This is a genomic window from Treponema sp. Marseille-Q4523, assembly GCF_016901105.1.
GTDB lineage: Bacteria > Spirochaetota > Spirochaetia > Treponematales > Treponemataceae > Treponema_D.
The window spans coordinates 14,622-32,053 of sequence record NZ_JAFEVM010000031.1 but is presented as its reverse complement, the minus strand read 5'-3'; the positions used below and the strand labels follow the sequence as shown (position 1 = coordinate 32,053).

5 protein-coding genes are annotated in these 17,432 nt (G+C 49.7%); all 5 read right to left on the bottom strand.

The window, feature by feature from the left end:
• Positions 1-8,768 (bottom strand): coiled-coil domain-containing protein (locus JSQ97_RS09955; protein ID WP_205075917.1); only part of this gene is annotated, 8,768 nt, incomplete at its 3' end.
• On the bottom strand, positions 8,765-11,686 hold the full coding sequence (locus JSQ97_RS09950) for an efflux RND transporter permease subunit (RefSeq protein WP_205075916.1): 2,922 nt from the start codon (positions 11,684-11,686) through the stop codon (positions 8,765-8,767). The genes JSQ97_RS09950 and JSQ97_RS09955, both read right to left, overlap by 4 nt.
• Positions 11,683-14,700 carry an efflux RND transporter permease subunit gene (locus JSQ97_RS09945; RefSeq protein ID WP_205075915.1) on the bottom strand — a complete coding sequence of 1,006 codons (3,018 nt, stop codon included), beginning with the start codon at positions 14,698-14,700 and terminating at the stop codon, positions 11,683-11,685. The genes JSQ97_RS09950 and JSQ97_RS09945 overlap by 4 nt, the downstream gene beginning before the upstream one ends.
• The gene (locus JSQ97_RS09940) at positions 14,697-16,055 is read right to left on the bottom strand and encodes an efflux RND transporter periplasmic adaptor subunit (protein WP_205075914.1); all 1,359 of its coding nucleotides are present in this window, start codon (positions 16,053-16,055) and stop codon (positions 14,697-14,699) included. The genes JSQ97_RS09945 and JSQ97_RS09940 overlap by 4 nt, the downstream gene beginning before the upstream one ends.
• A complete protein-coding gene (locus tag JSQ97_RS09935; RefSeq protein WP_205075913.1) occupies positions 16,046-17,425 on the bottom strand; it encodes a TolC family protein in 1,380 nt (459 codons plus the stop codon). The genes JSQ97_RS09940 and JSQ97_RS09935 overlap by 10 nt, the downstream gene beginning before the upstream one ends.
• Positions 17,426-17,432: the final 7 nt, after the last annotated feature.

Here is a 17,432-nt window from a genome sequence, read left to right as displayed (position 1 = left end):
TGTATATAGTTTATGGTTTGATAATCATTTATAAAACACCCTGCGGAAACCTTACCATAGGAAGAAATTCCAATCTTTTTTGTTTTCAAATTGTAATCACTGTGTACCAGATTTCTATAGTTTCCTCCTCCGTCTGTATCTAAGTAGGAACCATTTTCCTGATATCCTCTATTCAAAACAAATATGGGCCCCTTATAGTGTGTATGAATAAAATTCCCCGCACGCATATAAAAATCACGATTAATATCTATTGTCGCGCCCCTATACACATCTTCTGCTTTATATGCTCTTTGGGGATTATCTGAAATCATATCTTCCGCATACCCATTAGCTACCGTCTGCCAGCCTATTGTCGTAAACTGCTCAAGAATATTTCCATCTAGATCTTTCTTAAAGAGCGTGATACTATCCAAACCTTGATAATCTATAATACCTTTCTGCTTTCGTACAGATTTATAACTATTCGGATTTCTATCCACAACACCGCTGATAGCAAATCGTTCATAGCTTCCATCCGCATTTTTATGTATCACTATCTGTCCCAGATCTTTTATATCACTCATCGTCAATGAAAACTTTTTATTTTCTATCCACGTATTATTCTGCCAGGTCATATTATATTTTTTCATCAGCGCTTCTCCGAGAAGCCGTTCTTTTTTCTCTGCAGTTAATGAATCGAAATTTATAGTTTTCATCTCATGGTCATGTCGAAGAGCCGTTATTTCACTATCCGTCAATCCGAAAATGTCCTTTAATGTTTGTGTATCATATGTAGACAGATTATTGAACGATTTTCCTACGAGTACACGTGCCCTCGCTTCTCCTATATAGCGTGCCAACGAACGGCTTGCAGAACCTGTATCGTCACGTATCTGTGTCCGGGTTTTCAGGTTTCCTCTTTCATCGAGATACTCAACGTTAAGGTCCCGTATAAGCTTTCCATTTTTATCGTACTCGGCTTCTATCGTACCGTTCATTTTCAGCTTCCAATAATCCCCGCTCGAATCATACGCCGCATCGATATACGCTGCATACTGCTCGTACGCTTCCCTCTGTTTCGCCTCGTCTCCTTCGGCTCGCGCCATCGCAAACATATATCGATTGTAGTTTCCGATATCGCTTTTCAGCTCGGGCATCCGCGACAATACGCCGTCCATCATTTTGTCGACCATACCGTCGCTTGCCATCCGAAGCGCCATCTCCGTGTGTTTGTATACCGACTGCATCGTCTCCGCTTGTTGTGCCGCACTCGATTCGGTAATCCCGTCGCGGTACGCTTCATGTTGCAGCGCTATGCCCATTGCGAGCGCGCTTTCGACCGTTCCGTCGAAAGTCTTACTGTTGAGAGATATTTTTCGTTTGCCGTCAAACACAGTCTTTGCGCGGCCTCCGGTCGTTACGGTACCGTCATCCTGTATCAGCTCGGCTCTGTTGTGCAGAATATCATCCGCTTGCTGCTGCGCTCTTCCGTCTCCGAATCCGTACTGAGTGCGAAGCGCCGTTCCGGTACCCGCTCCGTTTTTCCGTTCATATGCATTTGTCCGAAGAGCGATGCCTGCCGTTTTCATACCGCCGATCGTATTCGTTATTTCTGCAATATTGTAATTGCGCCCTGCCGTACTTATTACCGCATGAGTACCGTTTTTTCCGAATGTCAGCGCAAGCAATCCGTTCGATGCTCCTGCAAGTTTCGTATTCATTAACAAGTCGCTCGTATTCAATATGTTTATTGTCGTTTCGCCGTTTATGCCGAGTTCTATTGTATTTGCAGTGAGGTTGCCTGCCGTTCCGGCAAACGTTTTGATCTGTCCGATCTGAGCGCTGTTGAGTCCGGTCGCTTTCGTGTAGCCGCTTATTCTGCCGTCTTTCGTGATCGTATTTCCGAGCATCGCCGTTTCCATGCTGTTTGTCACCGCACTTCCGGCCGTATCTATGACCGTCCCTTTCCAATCATCCCAGTCGTCCCACTGTTTTCCCATCTCGCTCCAATTCCAACCGGATGCGATCCCGCCGGCAAGGAATTTTCCCGTGAGTCCGCCGGACACGCCGATTCCCGTCTTCAATGCCGCTCCCGCAAAACCGCCCAGCAATCCTGCTCCCGCTCCTGCGGCTCCGCCGGCCATGCTCACCGCGTTTGTAACAGCACTCATTGCAAGGCTCTTTCCGATCTCTTCGACCGTTTTATAGCCGCCGCTCAAATCGAGCGCCGCGAACAACAGTTCGTTGCTCATCGTTATCGTACTTGCAACCGCAACGGAACACAGAGCCGCGACTACCGGTGCTGCAGTACCCCATGTGCATACGGCGCTTACGACAGTAGCGACAACAGCGGCGGCAATTGTTGCGGTCGAACGCAGCGTCGGCGGTTCCATACCGAAAAACGCAGTTCCGCTCCACAGCTTTTGATCCCATGCGGGCTTGGCAAGTTCGGCCCATCCGTAACTCTCCTCTATATCATTCCATAATACGTCGAGCATGACAAGGCCTATTTCACCGCTGCCTTGTTCTTTAATATTTTCCTGTCGCCCCTTTTTTATATTCAAGTCGCCGCCGCTTTTAAACACCGGCGCTTCTCCTCTGTGTTTTTCGAATTCACCGCCCTTACCGAATACGCGTTCATACCACGACGAAAGATTTTCATGTGCGAATGCCATCAAATAATCGACGGTATTTCTATCCGCTCGGGTAAGCGCTTTCGCATCTATGCCGGTGTCCGGTGCCGTCGTCACATACCATTCATACGGATGTACCGTCTGCGTTTTATGCGTAACTTCCCAAAAATTCGAATCGATGACCGCGCGCCGCTTAATAATTTTTCCGCTTACCGTATACCCTAAGTCGCGGACAGTATCGAACACATATTCTTCAAGGTTTTCATTTTGCGACTGCACAAGCGCATAATACCGATCACGGGTTGCCGCAAGATTTTGTTCCGCCTGCTGCGCCGCAATACGGATGGCGCTCTCCTGCAAATCTCTGTTCGTCGCGTCGAGGACTTCGGCCGCCCGATACGCGATTTCGATATCCGACGATAAGGGCTTATACACGCTTGCAGCAAAGGCAACGGATGAAATGCGATTTTGTACGGCGCCGCTTTCTTTTTCGAAGGCAGCCAAGAGCGTTTCGCCGAGGAGCGCTTGTGTATATTTTTCACCGTCGATGATCGCTTTCGGGAGCGTTCTCCGCGCGGCGCTTCGTGCTTCCGTAAGTTTTTCGGCAGCTTCGCGTTCCCCCGCATCCTGACGCAATTCGGTTTCCGCCGCCGCATCGAGATACATTCCGTTTATCCAGTCCTGCTTTTGCGTCAAAAAAACATTGTAATTCGCTTCCCATTCACTTTGATTTACTTTATATTCCTGCAGAAATTCGCGTTTCCACGTATTGTACTGTACGTTCATTTTTTCCTGCGCTTTTGTCCACTCCGATGCCGAAAGGAGTGCGATATCATTAAGCCGTCCGAGAGCATCGGCATGTTCTTTTTTTGCCGCATTCAGATTTTTCGTCAATGAACTTCTATACATCTCATGCAACACGTCATTTTTAATATCCATACCCGTTTTGAAAAAATCCAACAGGCGGGATTGTATGTATATATCATAATTTTCCGTCGGTCGAGAGATATTGCTGAGGCTGTTTCCGGTATAGTATGCTCCGTAATAGTCGCCCATACTTTCCATAAAGCGTACGGTATCATAGGTACCGTGCCCCCATGTTTTTTCCGCGTAGTCCGCAAATCTGCGTTTCTCCTCATCGGTAATGCCGAATTTTTTCGCCGCCAAGGCGTCATATTTTTCCGCAGATTTTTTACGTTCTTCGATACTTGCTGCCGTATCCGCCGATTCGAGTGCGAGCTTGTGCAATTCATTTTTCGTTACTTCGTCAAGCGTTTTGCTTTTTTCGGTATACGCATCGTATTCCGCCGAAGCAGTTTTTTGCTTTTCCGAAAAAGCCGAACGTTTTGCCGCAAGCGCATCGGCGGTTTCGCCACTCTTCGTTTTATATGCATTTGCCGTCTTGTCGATGAATTCAAACACCGTCGAATAGGTTCGCGTATCATCTGCTGTCTCGACGAGATCGTCGAGCATTTTACCGGATACGGTACCGCTCTTATACAATATATTCCGTAAATGCACGGCGGCGGTCTTTCCGTTTCGAACGCTGTCGTCGAACAGCTCGACATATTCGTTTGTCGCTGTTGTCCGAGTGCGTTGTGTTTTTGTAAGCGTATCGACTGCGCGCTGAATTTTTTCTTTTACCTTATATGCGGCAAACGCCGCGTTATTCATGTATGCTCTGCACTTATCGGCAAGTGCTTCCGCATACTGTCCTTTTTTCGTAGTAAATTTAAATGCGCCCCAAAAGAGCCATTTTAAATGCGTGTTCCTGCGTTTTATCTGATCCATCTCATCGGCAAGCCAATCGAGCGTACGGGCTTTTAAAACATTCACTTCAAACGATTCGATTTCAGCGCCGAGTATATTACCGTTGTTTCTGAATAAAATGCACTTTGCGATATCGCTCTCTCCGCCTGCGCTCATAACCGCATAGTATGCTTGGCGTAAAGCCTGTTCGCGATATGACGCATACCTTTCATATACATTGATCCCATGTCCGCCCTCGACATTCGACATATGAAAAGTCCGCCATGCATCGGAATGCAGACTTTTTATTTTTCCGCCGCTGCACCTGTACTGCAAATACATCGCGGCAAGTACTACGTTTTCGGCATATCCGTGTCCGCGTTTCCAAACGGAACTGAGCCATTCCGCCGCTTCCTTTTCCGCCGCAGTCCGTTTAATCGTTCCCTGTGTCACGGTTTGCATGACGGCGCCGTCGCTGTCGTTAAAATAATTTTTTTGCTCGTCGCTGTTATCCTGTCCCTCATATTCGGTCGGACGTACATTATATTCGACCACCGTTCTGGTTTTCTTGATTTCTTCACCCTCGGCATCCGTTTCATAATACGTTTCGCTTTTATATTCTGCGACGACTTTTTGCGTCAGCGCGTAATTCCTGCTGCCGTCGTCGTTTTGTGTGATGTGTACGAGCGATTCTTCCCCCGGATAGTCGTGGGGTATGCTCAGCGCCGCAAGCGCATCGCGTTCTGCGATCTCCGCATCGGCAAGCGCTTTCTCTCTTTCTCGGCCGAGTGCGTACAATTCATGACGGATGAAGAGACTTTCATAATATGCTCGATCGGCCTTTTTATACGCTGCAAGCTCTTCGCTCTCCGCAAGTATGTCATTTCCGGAACGCTTATCTGCAATCAAATTTTCCAATACAGTCACCGAAAGCTGCGCCCGTTCTTTTGCATACGCGGCTTCGGAACGTTTTTCTTTCGGTGTTACATATCGTTCATCGGTATTGGTTCCGATAGTTTCGAGATAGACACTCGACGCCCAATCGTAAACCGCCTGCGCACAACGCTTGGCTACGCGAAGTTTTTCAAGTGCCGTATAGGCGGCATTGCATTCGTCCGTTTTTTTCGTATATGCATTTTCCGCAGTTCTCAATTCTCGAAGTATTTCTTCATAAGCTTCGCTTGCCGCATCCGCTTCGGCCTGCAGTGCGCTCGTCTTTTCCAAACCTTCGACAATGCTGCGGCGGATATTTTCGGTGTCCGTCCGTAAAAACAATTCCGCATACGCATCGAGTTTTTGTATCAGCTCGTCTTTTTTTTCAGCCGCCTGCGCAAGCATTTTGCCCGATGTTTCGGAATCGTTTTCTCCGATACGGTAATCCGTTTCCGAAAAAAATCTCGAAACCGCGTTTACCGTTTTTTCTTTTAAACTCAATTCTTCTGCACGGGCACCGAGCAATATGTTTTTTGATTTTTCTTTTTCCTCCTGCGAAACGAATATCGGCGAATTCAAATAACCGATTTCCAAGAGTTTTTCGTTCCAAGCGATATCCGTCGTTTTTACATATTTCAGTACGTTTTGCAAAAAACGATATTCAAGCGAAAGCGTATACAATGCTTTCGTTTCTTCGTCCGAGAGCGATTCGATATCGTCTTTGTCTTCATACAGTGCGAGCTGTTTCCTGCAGCGTTCGGCTTGTGCCTCTTCCGCGCTTCCGTCTCCGCCAGAGAGAAAAGCGTAACGATACGCTTCCGTATCCAAGTATGCCTGTATATATTCTCCAAGCGCTTCAAAGGCACCGGGAGAGAGTTCGGTCGAAAGCGAGTTCAATTCTTTGATGTACGCGATGATTTTTTCATACGATTTTTTTTCGGCACGTGCGGGCGCGGCGCCGTTTTTTCGTATCGCTTCGGCTACTCTTTCCTTTGCCGCCGTGTAACGCTGCCGATCTTCGTCCGTTTCGATGTTCGAAAAATCTTCCGCTTCTTTTTCCGAAAACAGCGTGATATAATACTCGTATGCAGCCTGCGCTACAGCATCGTTTTTTTCGTGATACGTTTCGATGAGCGAGCGGATCATCCGCGCTGCGGTTTCCTGTTTCGTCGACGATTGCAGTGTCTCGGCTGAAAGGCTTTCGTTTTTCGCTTTTTCAAGCGCCGCTTTCGTGCGCAAAACACGCTCATACGCCGGCTGCAGCTTTTTTTTCGCGGCCGTTATGTCTTCATTCGTCAGCCCGCCGCATAAAACGCGATAGGCATCGTATGCGGTTTTATACGCGCGCTCCGCTTCCTGTAAGCGTCTTTCCGTTTCCGCTTTCGCTTCGCGCGAAGCGTCCGTCACCGATGCATAGTCGTCGACCGCTTTTGCGATTTCATATTCTTCTTCGGCCGCACTTGCGAGCGCTTTCGCTTTGAACAGTGCAAGCTCCGCTTCTCCGCAGCCGCTTCCTTCAAAATCGGTAAGTCGAAAGAGATTTTGCACCGCTTCATCGAGGCGGATTTTATTACTTCGTACCGTACGATACCACTCCACGATATTTTCACCTGCCGAAAGCGCATCGGCAAGTACGACAAAATTATCGTTTTGCCGCAGCCTGTCGTCGCATTTTTTCAATGCGGTAAGATAGGTTTTCAGCTGCGCCGTATAATCGTCGCCGGTAAAATCATATCCGACAGTTTTTTCCTTCTGGAGCGCAAGCTGCTCTTTCAAATCCGCAATATACGCTTCTGTCGATTTGTCTGAGGAAAATTCATTTATCCCTGCATACGACTGAAGCTCGATTTCCAAATTCTTTACATTTTGTGCAGCGATAAGCGCACCAAGCGTTTTTGTTATTTCTTCATCGGAGTAGTTTTGCAGCGCAGCAATTTTATCACATCGCGATAAAAAACCGTCTCTATGGATTGCAGCGAATATTCCTCCGAAACCTATATACGATGCATTCGCAAAAACTCCTTCGTTATATGCTTTTGATTTTGTATAATCGAGTTTATCGGATGACTCTATAATTTCATTGATCGAATTTTGCAATTGCAGAATTTCGGACACGTATTGCTGCAAGACGGCATTGTATTCCCGTACGACCTGCCGTATGTATTTATCCTGCCAATCGTATACGTTACTGCGGATAATTTTCAACGCATCGGCATCGGTTCTTATATCTTTTTTTCCGCTTACGATATTGTATAAAATATTATTCCGATCTTCGGTCTTCCAATACGAATACACGCCTTTGTACTTGGAACCCCACAACGCATTCCAATTTTCAATACCTTCCTGCGACGAAGTAAACATATCGCGTATATTGTTATATACTGATTCCTGCATCTGCGCCGCCTCGTATCGATACGAGGCGCTTTCATCGAGCACCGCTCTGTAATTTTCAAGCAGACCGTTTATCTCATTTTCATAATCTTTGTTTTTTTTCGCAATTTCCCGCTCAAGTTTTTTGATACGCGCATCGATGCTCTTTTCCCATTCGGCGCGTTTATCGGAAAGTGTTTTTTTCGCCGCTTCCCAAATCCGTTCGCTCTCTTCATACGTCTGCTGAGCTTCGTTTTCCCAAGCAAGCCTGTCGCGTAAAAATTCTCGTTCCGCATCTTCCCATTTTGCAAGCCCTTTGTTAAATACTTCTTTAAAGCGCGACAAAAACGCATCCTTGTTAATTTCGTTATCGATGGGAGAGGCGATCGTCTTTTCAAGCGATGCGAAAAGTTCGTTCATGTCCCGTTCCGTTTCCGCATACGTTTTTTTCGTCAAATCGTCCGCGATCGCACCTGCAGCTTCTTTCGCTTTTTCCGCTTTTAGCGAATATTTATCTTTTATAAAACGGGTAACAAAGCGCTTTCCTTCGATCTGCGAAAGCATTTTCGCTTCGCGCCGCATCGCTTCGCGTGAAGCTCCCCCATCGTATTCGTCGAGGTACCGGTCTATGACGTTCCGGCTTTCCGCAAGCCACGCATCGTAAAGCGCACTCGCTTCGGCAAGCGTATACTGCGATGTGTCAAAATCATTCATTTTTTCTTTGAGCTTGAGAGCGAGTTCCGACGCCGCTTTTTTTTCGTGCACCCTCGTATAGCGTGTACAGATCCAGTCCGCGTATTTTTTTGCGATCGTATTTTCATAATACGCTTTCGCATCCTCACGCGAAGCGCTCCACGCATCGGCATCCTGTTCTTTCAGCGCGGTCATCGCATGTTCCCACGCCGAAAGCGCCGTAAGCATACCCTCGTCGGCGATCCGCTTCCATTCGATTTCGTCGCGGGCTTTTTCCGCACGATTCAAATAATAATCGATGCGGATCTTTCCCGTTGCGAGACCGGATGCGATCTCCTGTGCCGGAACGATGCTCACGCCGTACGCGAACATGAGCACGGCGGCCATCACTCTTGTTAATTTTTCATTCATACCATACCTCCGAAATGTGATTTTTTTAAACTCCGCGCCATACAGCCCGGAAACAATACAAACGATACGACGAGCGCATCGACGATCCCGAAAATCATAAAAAACGAAAGACCTCTCGAAAATGAATCCCCGCCGAACAGGTAGAGCGGCACGGCACCGGCCGCCGTCGTGAAAGACGTGACGAGGATGCTGCGCGCTTTTTCCCGTATGCAAAATTCAATGCGGCTTTTTTTCGATTCCGTTATATAGATCGCGTTGTTGACGGTGATCCCCGACAGCACGACCATCCCCGTAAGGTCGCCGAGTTCAAGCGGTGAGCCCGATACGAAGCGGATCACAAGCGGCAGCACAAAAGACGCCGGAATGACGGAGACGATGAGCGCCGACAGCTTCAGCCGTTCGTTCAGCGCCGCAAGCAGGATAAATATCCCCGCAACGCAGAGCGCAAGAGCCGAGACGGCAAGCGTATAATCGGTACGCAGTTCGGCGATATCCCGTTCAAACGAAAAGCTGTAGCCTTTTTCAAGCGGGATCTCCGCGAGCCGGTCGCGCACAAAGGTCGCCGCTTCGCTCGTACTCAAGCCGTTCGCTTCCGCAGTAAAATACGCACACCGCCTTCCGTCCTTTCTGTAAATTTTATTAATTTTTTCCGTCTGCCGTATTTCGCCGAGCGCGGTCAGCGCAATGCTGCCCGACGGAACCGGCAGATGAATGTTTTGTATCTGCGAAAGGGAGGCGTTTTGCAGATTTTTTCCTGCGATACGGATATCGTATTCCCTGCCGTCCTGCAGCCACTTGTCCGCAACGGGACCGAACATGAGCCAGCGCAGATTCGATGCGATCGACTCGACGGTCAATCCGTTTTTGATAAGCATCGTTTTATCGGGGACAAACGCGTATTCTTTTTCCGCCTTTTTAAAATTGAGTACGACGGAATCGATATGCTTTAACGGAGCGAGCGCAGCTGCCGCCCGTTCCGCATATACCCTGCACTGTGTTGAATCGTCGCCCGAGGCGGCGATCCGAAAATGCGCGAATTTTTTCCGCCTCTTTTTTTGCAAACCGGGTACGTATAAAAATCCGTCGGGTACGATATGCGCCGAAGATGCGGCACGATTTCGAACGCGTCCGACGTCGGCCTCACGCACACAGCCGATTTCGATATCCGCCGAACCGCGCTTCGCTTCGGTGCGTACAAACGAAACGCCTGAGTCTTCTTTTAATCGCAGCGCAAGCCGCCCTACATTTTCGTCGATATACGCCGCACTCGTCTCGGGTTCGTAATCGACCGAGGCGAAGATGATGCGGCTTTTTTCGTCGGGTAAAAGATTTTTTCCGCTCATCAAAAACAACAGCGGCGGAAGTGCCGCACAGCACGCATATAATACAAAAACGGCGCGGTCGTGAGCGATGCTCGAAAACGCCGTCCTGTACGAAAAGCGCACATACAGCGATTCGATTTTTTTATACAGCATCCGTTTTCGCCTTGCCTGCGGTACGCAGCGGATGCAGCACGGAACGAATACCGCCGACAAAACGACGGATGTCGAAATCATTATGCTCATAGCGGCGGCCGTATTTTTCGTACCGGGTACGACGGCATCGAGAAAAAAAAGCGGGATCACCGCAAGCAGCGTCGTACAGCCCGCCGCCGTGAGAGACGCGTGCAGCCGCCCGACCCGATCAAAAAATACGCCGTTCGACGGACTCGTTTCGGCGCACGCGACGATAATCAGCGTCGAATCCGCAATGAGACCGAGCGCGATCGACATACCCGCAATCGTGCGGCGGTTCAGCGTAAATCCGAAAAGCTGCAAAAGCCCGACCGTCCATACGCTGTCGGCAATCAACAGGAGTAAAATAAGGACGGCCGCCGAAAATGATTCGTAAAAAAACGGCACGATGACGGCGACACAGATAAAGCTCTGTACGAACGCAAAGGCGACCGAACGGATGAGTTTCAGCTGTTCGCCGCCGGTGTCGTATAAAATCGTATACGGGATGCCTTGCAGGTCGGCGGCTGAAAGGATCTTCTTACACGCGGATGAAACGGCGATGCTGTTCCCGTCCGACGAACACTTGACGTTCAGCGCAATGCACTCCTTCCCGTCGATGCGTACGATCCCGTCCTGTCTCCGCGGCCGCATCTCTACGTCCGCCACATAGCCGAGCGTCGAATAATTTTCTCCCGTCTTTATCGGAAGCGCGCGAAGATCGTCGAGATTTTTCAGCTTCGTGTCGAACACGATCGATTTGTTGTACCGCGAAGTCCGTATCGTACACGCGGGACTCGCCGTGTTGCCGTCGCGCACGGTTGCCGAAAAGTCGGACGGATTTTGAATCGCGCTCGATGCTTTTTCCGGATCGAAGGATACGAACACTTCGTTTTGTGCGCCGCCCGTAACGATCGCTTCGGAGACGCCGCGCACGCTTTCGATTTTTTTCTTTAAAGCCGATTCTATCGTCTCGCGCGTGCGCTCGTCCTTTTTTTCAAAGGCGACGCACAGGACGCTGCCGGAATGCGCGTCGGACGCGTATATGCGCGGCTTTTGCACATCGCGCGGAAGAAGCTCATACAGAGTATCGACGACGTTTCCGATCGAAAGGTAGACGTTTTTTGCATCGACCTTTTTATTAAAATATGCCGTCGTCGTCGATTTTCCGTTTTCCGCAGAAGAGTCGAGTTCGACGAGACCGGCAAGCGGTAAAATTTTTTCTTCGAGCGGGATCGTTACGAGCCGTTCGATTTTGTCGGCATCGACTCCGTAATAATCGAACTCGACGCTGAACACCGTATAGCGTCCGTCGTACGATTCTCCGATCTCTATACGGAGCGCACACGCGATAAGGCAAACCGTAACGGCAGCGAATACGAAAAACGCGAGCTTCGGTCGCTCATACCAAGAACGTAAGGTCACGGCAAACGCCTCCTTTTCAAAACGGAAAAGAGCAGCGGCGGCATAAGGGCAAGCACGACAACAAACGATGCGATAAGCCCGCCGACGATCGCAATCGCCATCGACGACTGCTGATTTTTTCGCAGCGGATCGACGGCAAAGGGAACGACGGCGAACACGGTCGTCAGCGTCGTTATTAAAATCGGACGGAGTTTTACGACGCTTGCGGCGATGACGCTTTGCTCCGTGATATCATTTTGCCTTGTTATACTTTCGTATAAAATGATCGCGTTGTTGACGGCCGTACCGAACAGTACGACAAGGGCGATCACGCTGTGTATATTGAGCGAGCGATTGCACAAGAGAAGCAGCACAAAGGCTCCGGCAAAAGCAGGCGGTATGGAAACGAACATGAGCAGCGGAATAATGAAGGATTCGAACTGAGCGCCCATAATGCAGTAGAGCAGCAAAAACACGACGGCAAGCAGCACCGCCGCGCTTTTGAAAAACTCTTTCATCTGCATATCGCGAAGCGAAACGATGCCGCCGGAATTTACTGATTTTTCTTTCGGTACGCCGCTTATTTTTTTTGCGTCTTTTCTGTTCCAACGGTACAGCGTCTTTTCGTTTTCGACCGCTTCGACCGTACCGAGAGAAGACAGCGGTATATCGGTTTTACCTGCAACGACGCCCGTACGCATAAGCTGTTCTACGGCGGTAAAGGTCCCGTCGGCAAACGACACGCGAAGCGGTATCTTTCGTCCGCCCGTATAAAAAGCGTTCGACTCGACACCTTCGAGGGCAGCGTAAGCGGCTGCGGCAGTCTGCGATGCGGAAACGGCAAACCGTGCGCATGCGCTTCTGTCGGGGATAAACGCCGCTTCCTGTAAAATATCGTACGGCGCGATATCCCGCTCATCGCAGAGGGCAAGCGCCGTTTCCGCCGCCGCTTCGGGCGAAGAAGCGGTCACGATGAGAGGCGCCGCATCGGAAGCAAGCATCTCTTCGAGCAGATTGCGGCTCGTTTCAAGCGTATATCGCATATCCGTATTTTGCAAAATCGCATCGAGAGCAGCCGCGATTTTTTCGGGACTCTTCCCGCTGCACGTGATGCGCATCGTTTCTTTTTTCGCTTCCGGAGCGGCGAGCTGTTCGTAATCGTCTTTTTCTATGCCGCCCGATATGCACACCGTATCGATAAAATCCTCCGCCGACAAAGAACGGTTTATAAAATCCGCGTCGGAAAACAGCGCATCGAGCGAAGGCGAAGTGCCGTAACGTACGGTCGCGCCGACCGTACCGCTCGGAGATACCGGCAGCAGCTCTTTTTTCAAAAGCAGTACGCACAGCGTTCCGACGCATAGGCAAGCGGCGAGCAAAACGGGGATCGCATATTTTTTTTCGAATATCGTTTTTAAACAATCGCCGTAGAGTTTTTCGCCGCACGAAATGGCAGGTACACGGGCGTATGATTCGATTCGTGTTGAGCGTTCAATGCCCAGCTGCCGCTTGAAGCTTCGCTTCGAACTTCCGGCGAAGTTGTCGATCAATTTTTTCGATTGCAGCGACATCGCTGCGGGAATATACGTCATCGCAAGCACAAAGGAAAACGCGATCGAAGCGATGACGGCGAGTGCCATATCGGAAAAGAGTTTGCCGAAGAGCCCGGGAAAAAAGAAAAACGGAACGAAGGCGGCTATAGTCGTTACGGCGGAACCGGACGCGGAAAGAGATGTTTCCGCTACACCGTCGACAATCGATTCCGCAGCGGAGAGATCCGGCTGCCGCTTCAGTTTTTCCAATACGTTTTCTATCGCTACGGCTGCCGGATCGATCACCATGCCGATGCCGATCGTTATGCCCGACACCGATAAAATGTTGACCGTTTTGCCGCACAGCGCGAGGACGAATACGGAAAAGAGTATCGAAAGCGGCATAACGCTCGCGGCCAAAAGCGATATACGCAATGTGCGCAAAAACAAAAACAGCACGATCGCCGTTATCACGGCTCCGAGTGCGGCCGACACGCACAGATTTCGTATCGATGCCGTAAGTTCGTCCGACAGATCGAACACGATTTTAAACGTAAAATTTCCGCCGTACGAATTGCGCAGCCGATCTATCTCTCTTATTAATTTTTTCGATACGGCGAGCGGGCTCGCGTCGGTTTTTTTATAGATTTTTACGCATATCGCTTCACGCCCGTTGTACGTAAAAAAGCTTTCCTTTTTTTCGGTACCGAGCGACACCGTTCCGACGTCTTTGATTTTCAGCACACCGCCGCTGCCGTACAAAAACGGTACGTCTTCGATATCGCCGAGCGTCGTAAATAAACCGGACGTTCTAAAAAGCAATTCCTTGCCGCCGTCGCTTACGCTTCCCGACGGGTATTCGAAATTCGCCTGCGATAAAATCTCCGCAACGCTCTGCAAAGATACGGGAATCGATTCGAGCTTCGCTTTATCGAGTACGACTTTCACTTCAGGTTTTTCGCCGCCCGTAACCGAAACGGAACCGACACCTTTGACGCGCTGCAGATGCGGCCGTATGTCCGTGTCGACGATATGACGGCCGTACTCCAAATCGTTATCGTTCGGAAAAACGACAAGGGTCAGCGTTTCTCTGTGCACCGGATTGAAAAAAGCGACGTTCGGTTTGGCGCAGCCGTTCGGCAGCGCTTCGTAACACTGATCGATGATCTGCCGGCATTCGACGATCGCAATGTCGGCGTCGATATTCCAGTGCAGTTCGACAACGACGAGCGAAAGACCGTCGCGCGTCACCGATGAAATATTTTTTATGCCCTTGAGCGAGGCGGCTGCGTCTTCGACGGGGATCGTAACGAGCTTCTGCATATCCTGCGCGCTCACTCCGGTAAAGTCGGCTGAAATAAGCAAAAAACGTTCGTCCATTTTCGGCATAAAATCGAGCTGAACCGTGTACAGAGCGATACAGCAACAGAGCAGCAGCGCAAGGTACAGCATCAATGCGGAGACGGGATGATAAACCGAAAACGAAACGATTTTCTTTATCATAGCGTCCTCAGTCTTACCGCCTGCCCTTCGCGCAAAAACGGCGAAGGTTTATCGACGATGAGGTCTCCGGCCGAAAGCCCGTCTCCGATCCACACAAAACCGTCGCGATGCGCTTTTATTAAAACGGCTTTTTGTACCGCGCATCCGTTTACGATGCAAAAAACTTTTCCGGTTTTTTCGTCCGATAAAAGCAGCGCGCTGTCGGGTATACACGGAACGTCTTTTGCCGCCGCGCGTTCGATTTCGCAGCGCACGAACATACCCGGTTTTATCGCGCCGTTTTTATTGCCGATTTCCGTTTTGACGGAAAAATTTCCGCTCTGCGGATCCGCTGCCGGCGATATTTCGGCGATAACGGATCGATACGACGCGCCGAGCGACGGCAAAAAAAGCGAAACGCGCGTACCCTGCGCAAAGCCGACCGCATCCTGTTCCTGCACGTGGAGCACCGCATACACCGACGACGTATCCATGAGCGTCGCGATCTTTTCGTTTTCTTTTACATATTCGCCGTTTTCGTAATAGCGCGCTCCGACGATGCCGTCGGAGGGAGCACGTATCGTAAGTTCGTCGATGAGCTTACGTACCGACGCGAGCTGCCTGTCCGCCGCCTGTACTTGCGCCTGTACGGAAGCAAGCTCGGCAGCTCCCGATTTCGTGTTGAGCGCTGTGAACTGCTTTTTGCGCACGTCGGGATCGCGCGAAGGAGTGATTCCTTCTTTTAATAAATCTTCATCGCGAAAACCGAGCAGCAGCGTATCGAGTTCTTTTTTCATCATTGCGATTTCCGTTTCCGCCGAACGCACTTGCAGTTTCAGCTGTTCGAGCGACGAATCGGTAACGCCGCCGAGTTCGTGCAGCCGCGACTTATTCGAAAACATATCTTTTAACAATTCCAATTCGAGCTCTTTTTGCACGATATGTATTTTCGATTTTTCTACGGCGAGCAGACGGCCTTCGGCTGCGAGCGTTTCTTCGCGGAGCTTTACGCGGGCAAGCTCGAGCGATGCGTTTGCCGAATCGAGCGCGTTCATACATTGTTCTCTCTGCAGTTCGAGCTGCACGTTGCGCAGCTGCGCGAGCTTTTGTCCCTTTGTTACGGCATCCCCTTCTTTTACGAAAAATGCCGTCACCGTTCCGCTGACCGTACACGTAACGTCGGTTTTCGTTTTATATGAAATGGAACCGAAGCTTTTAAGCACGTCGTCGAGCGCTCGGTTTTCCGCCCGTACTGCGCTTACTTCGACCGGCAAAAGCTCCCCTTCGTTTTTTCTATCGGAAGGCGCGCACGCACAAAAGAGGGCGGCAAGCAATACGACGCACGAATATTTCATCAACGGTTTTATTAAAAACATTTTTGTAAACCTCCGAACGGAACGCACAGCAATATTTCGATATCGCGGAGAGCCGCCCGTACCGCCGTTTCCGCAGCGATGCGGTTTATCTTTTCTTCCGCGAGTTTTATCAATTCGACGAGGTAATCGATCCGCTTCATCTCGCCTTTTTCGACTTGTTCGGCGCTGACGGCAAGACGCTTTTCGCGCAGCAAAATCGATTCCGAAATCCGCTCAATCGAATCTTTGCCGTCATCATACGCGGCGGCTCTTTCAAACAACTGTTCGTGTACTGCGTTTTTTTGCAGACGAAGCTGCTCGCCTTCTCGCTCCAGCGCAATTTTATCGACGTTACGTTTAATAAAATAATTCGTATCGGGTACGATGCCCGCCGAAAGTGAATTGTCGAGGCCGACGAGCTGTTTTTTGTTAAAACCGTAACCGTTTCCGATCGTCGTCGGCACGAAAGGTACGTTCTGAAAATTCAACGACAATTTCAGCGAATACGAGGGCTTGTTCAACGGGTAGGCCGTACCGGAAAACGACACGCCGCCCTCGACGGCGACTTCGGGGAGAAAAAACAATTTCGTGTACTTATAGCGCTGTTCGGCATACTGCAGCGCCGCTTCCGATTTTTTTATTGCAGGATTGCGTTCGTCCGTCATGCGCTGCAGATCGGCGATGTGCGGTTCAAGATACGGAATATCGGTACCGCCCGTAAGCGCGTTTTCGAGACGCAGCTCTTCATCGGCGGCCATATCGATGATCGATTTCAGTACGCGCATCTGCGTCCGCAGCTCCCGTTCGGCTTTCTTTTTATCGTTTTGAATTTTTCTGAACGAAATAAGGTATTCCAAATAATCGTTTTCAAGCGCAAGGCCGAGACGATATTCTTCTTTAATAATTTCAAGCTGCACCGCAGCATTCTTTTCCAAATCGTTTTTTATTTTAATAATTTCCTGTTGCCGCAGGCAAAGACAATATTGATTTATGACGGACGATTGAAATGCCTGCAATTCCTGTTCGTAGGTTTTTACCGCATAGTACGCATTCGTCTTATTCATCTTGTACGCAACGATACGCTTGCCGCCGTCGCCGATGACTTGACGCGCGGAAAACTGCAGCGATTTACTGTGCGAATCCGCTCCGCCGATTTTAACCGCATCGTTTTCCGACCACGACGCATTGAACGACGGTAAAAATTCCTGCAGCGCAAAACAGGCCACTTTGTAAGACGCTTCGACGTGCAATTTTTTCAGCCGGTATTCTTTCGAATTCGAAACGGCGAATTCCGCAGCTTCTTCCGGCGAACGAAAAACGGTTTCCGAAAACGCAAGCGCGGCTAAGCAAAAAAGAAGCGATATAACGGTTTTTTTGCCGATCGATTTCATCGCCGTA

Bases quoted from the DNA above. Each gene is read 5' to 3' on its own strand.
- JSQ97_RS09940 (WP_205075914.1), bottom strand. From the start codon at position 16,055: ATGTTTTTAATAAAACCGTTGATGAAATATTCGTGCGTCGTATTGCTT.
- JSQ97_RS09935 (WP_205075913.1), bottom strand. From the start codon at position 17,425: ATGAAATCGATCGGCAAAAAAACCGTTATATCGCTTCTTTTTTGCTTA.
- JSQ97_RS09945 (WP_205075915.1), bottom strand. From the start codon at position 14,700: ATGATAAAGAAAATCGTTTCGTTTTCGGTTTATCATCCCGTCTCCGCA.